We start from the raw sequence: 3,744 nt of genomic DNA, 5'->3' as shown, positions 1-3,744 counted from the left end.
CTGCGCGACCTGCTCGGCGCGGCCCAGCTCGCCGGGGACGGCGTACTGGGCGCCCCCGACACGGGAGACCCGCTGCTGGCGGACCTGGACGCGACGCTGATACCGGTCACGGCAGCCGACGGCACGACGAGTCCGGACGCCGCATCAGCCACTCCCGACAGCACCACCACCCCCGACGCCGCACCGGCCACCGCGCCTGACGGCGCCACGAACACGGCCACCACACCAGCCGGCGCCACGAACACGGCCACCACACCAGCCGGCGCCACGAACACGGCCACCACACCAGCCGGCGCCACGAACACGGCCACCACACCAGCCGGCGCCACGAACACGGCCACCACACCAGCCGGCGCCACGAACACGGCCACCACACCAGCCGGCGCCACGAACACGGCCACCACACCAGCCGGCGCCACGAACACGGCCACCACACCAGCCGGCGCCTCGGACCCGGCCGCCACACCAGCCGCCACGCCCGACGGCATCACGAGTCCGGACGCCGCACCAGACACTCCCGACAGCACCACCACCCCCGACGCCGCACCGGCCACCCTCGGCGGCACCGGGGCGCAGGCGGACCGGGTGACGTGGGCCGACGTGCTGGAGCGGCTGGCCGCCGCCGGGCGGGAGGCGTTCGTGGTGCCCACCCACGCGCAGGACCTGCCCGCCGCCGGGCTCCACACCGTGCGGGTTCTGCTCACCGAGGCGGTGGGCCATGGCCGTTGACGTGGCCGCGGTCGGTGCCCGCACGGCCGCGGAACCACGGAGCGAGGCGTGCCGCCTCTTCGCCGAGGATCTCCGCCGCGCCCTGACCGAGCTGCCGTACGAACCGGGCCGGCGGGTCTCCGGCATCACGGTCTCCGCCCTCGGGGTGCGGGACGCCTTCACCGAGCCCGCCCCCGCCGACGACACGTCACGGTTCGCGCTGCCCGTGCACCTGTACGGCCGTCAGGTGGCCGTCGGGCCCCGGCCGGTGGCCGGGCGGGCCGGCTGTGCCTGCTGTCTGCGGCGCCGGTGGCAGGGCGTGCGGTCGGTCGCGCTGCGGGAGGGCCTCGAACTGCGCGGCGGCACCCGGGAGTCGGGGCCCTGGCCGTACCGGGTGCCGTTCGCGGCGCAGGCCGTCGCCGCGCTGATCGCCCGTCTGGCCGCCGCGCCCCCGGAGGAGGGGCCGTTCCCGGACGTGTGGCTGGTGGACCTCGACCGGCTGACCGTGCGCCGATTCCCGCTGGTGCCGGAGCCCGACTGCCCCGGCTGCGGCACTCCCCGGCCGGTGACCGCCGGGTCGGCCGCGCTGGAGCTGCGGCCCGCGCCGAAGTACCGGCCGGGGGTCAGCAGGGTCCGGCCGGTGGACGCGTACGGCCTCCAGGTGGACGCGTTCGCCAACCCGCACTGGGGCGCCGTCGGGCCCTCGGTGGTGTGCGACGTGACCTCGCCGACCACCTCGGCCACGGTGGGCTGCTTCTCCAGCCGGTCCGGCGACTACCTGCGGGAGACGTTCTGGGGCGGTCACGCCGACACCTACCACGCCAGCACCCGCATCGGCCTGCTGGAAGGGCTGGAGCGCTTCGCGGGTATGCGCGCCAGGGGCCGCTCCGTCACCCTGACCGCGTCCCTGGACGACCTCGGGCCGGACGCGGTCGACCCGCGCGAGACCGGCCTCTACACCGACGACTTCCACCGGGCCAGTCCCTGGGTGCCACCGTTCGCTCCGGACCGTCCGATCCCCTGGGTGTGGGGCTGGTCGCTGCGGGACGCCCGCCCCCGTCCGGTGCCGGAGATCCTCGCCTACTACCACAAGCCCGGCATCGAGCACCGGTTCGTACAGGAGAGCTCCAACGGCTGCGCCTCCGGCGGCAGTCTGGCGGAGGCGGTGCTCGGCGGGCTGATGGAAGCGGTGGAACGGGACGCGTTCCTGCTCGCCTGGCACGGGATGCAGCCGCTGCCCGAGATCGACCCGGCGACCAGCACCGACCCGCGCACCATGGTCATGGTGGAGCGGATGGCCCTGTACGGGTACCGGGCCAGGTTCTTCGACACCCGGATCACCTTCCCCGTTCCCGTGGTCACCGCGGTCGCCGAGCGGTTCGACGGCGGGCCCGCCCGGATGTGCTTCGGAGCCGGCGCCGCCCTCGACCCCGAGGCGGCGCTCGCCGCGGCGCTGTGCGAGATCGCCACCGACTCGGTGCAGCTGCTGCCGCGGTTCCGGCGCGACGAGGCCGGATACCGGGCCATGGCCGAGGACTTCGGGAAGATCACCAGCCTGCACGACCACCCGCTGGTCTACGCGGTGCCCGAGATGGGCCGGCACGCCGACTTCCTGCTCCGCCGGCCCGCCCCGCCCCCACCGCTGGACGTGTCCGCTTTGCGCTGGCCCCGCGCCGACGGCTCGGGCCCGGACATCCGTGACGACCTGCGCGCCGCGGCCGGTGCCGTGATCTCCGCGGGATTCGACGTGGTCGTCGTCGACCAGACCGCGCCGGAGCAGCACGCGCTCGGCCTGCACACCGTGAAGGTGCTGGTGCCCGGCCTGCTGCCGCTCGACTTCGGCTGGACCCGCCAGCGCGCCCGGCACATGCCCCGGCTGCGCGGCGCCCTGCGCGAGGCGGGACTGCGTTCCGACGACCTGACCGAGGCCGGTCTCAACCCCGGCCCGCACCCGTTCCCATGACCGGCCGTCCGTCCCCGGCGCGAGAGCACGAAGAACGCGGAAGCACCGGAGAACACCGAACGCGAGAACGCCGAAGGATCAGCGAGGAGAGGGGGAGTCCCATGGGGTACGCCCATGAGTACGCGCACGCCGTCCTGCACCGGGGCCGCGTTCCGATGGAGCCCACCGACCATGTCGTGAACTGGGCCGACGGCCCCCGCAAGGGCAAGTACTACCCGCACGCCGAGGCGTTCGCGCTGCCCGGCACCGAGGAACTTCCCGATGTACCCGTGGCGCCGGGCCTGTTGACCGGTGCCGGTGGTCCCGGGGAGGGCACCGACGGCCTGACCCACGGCGACGCCGGCCCGGCCGGGTTCACTCTCCCGTTACTCTCGGCGATGCTGAAGGACTCCTACGGACTGACCGGGCGCCGGCTCGGCGTCCAGGCCAACTCGGATCTGCCCGGACTGCCGTTCTACACCCACGCCAACTGGTCGCGGGGCACCGCGGGCGGCGGCGGGCTCTACCCGATGACCATCCACTGGGCGTCCGGCCCGGCGGCGCCCGTCCTTCCCGGCCTCCACCACTACGACGTCCACCGGCACGCGATGACCCGGCTGCTGGCCGGGGACGTCACCGGCAGGGTCCGCGAGGCGCTGGGCCCGGACGCGCCGGACGAGGCGCTGGACACCGACCAGTATCTGATCCTCGGCGTCAAGTACTGGCAGAACTCCTTCAAGTACAACAGCTTCTCGTTCCACGTGGTCTGCACCGACCTCGGCACCCTGGTGCAGACGTGGCGCGTCTGGGCGGCGGCCCGGGGACTGCGGGTCGCTCCGATGCTGTGGTTCGACGAACCCGGGCTGAACCGGATTCTCGGCGTGACGGGCGAGGAGGAGACCGTGTTCGCCGTCGTACCGCTCCGGTGGGACGGACCGGCGCCCCGCCGGAACGGCCCGCGCACCGACCCCCGCCACCGGCCCTCCGTACGGCACCGCGACCGCGAACGCTCCCGGACGCTGCTGGACTTCACCGCCCTGACCGCCCGCAGTCAGGAGTCCGTCATGAGCGAACAGCTCCCCCCGCCCGACGAC

1 protein-coding gene and 2 pseudogenes are annotated in these 3,744 nt (G+C 74.4%); all 3 read left to right on the top strand.

What is annotated here, in order from left to right; genetic code table 11:
• Positions 1–729, top strand: a pseudogene (locus tag B9S61_RS41095) (hypothetical protein); the annotation flags it as partial.
• Positions 719–2,671, top strand: a complete 1,953-nt coding sequence (locus B9S61_RS27080) for a TOMM precursor leader peptide-binding protein (protein ID WP_103544587.1) — start codon at positions 719–721, stop codon at positions 2,669–2,671. The pseudogene B9S61_RS41095 and the gene B9S61_RS27080, both read left to right, overlap by 11 nt.
• Positions 2,672–2,772: 101 nt before the next feature.
• A pseudogene (locus B9S61_RS27075) lies at positions 2,773–3,744 on the top strand (nitroreductase); the annotation flags it as partial.

The sequence above is a fragment of the Streptomyces sp. SM1 genome (assembly GCF_002910825.1).
Classification (GTDB): Bacteria; Actinomycetota; Actinomycetes; order Streptomycetales; family Streptomycetaceae; genus Streptomyces; species Streptomyces okerensis.
Note: the sequence above shows the minus strand (reverse complement) of the source record. Positions and strands in the feature narration are given on the sequence as shown.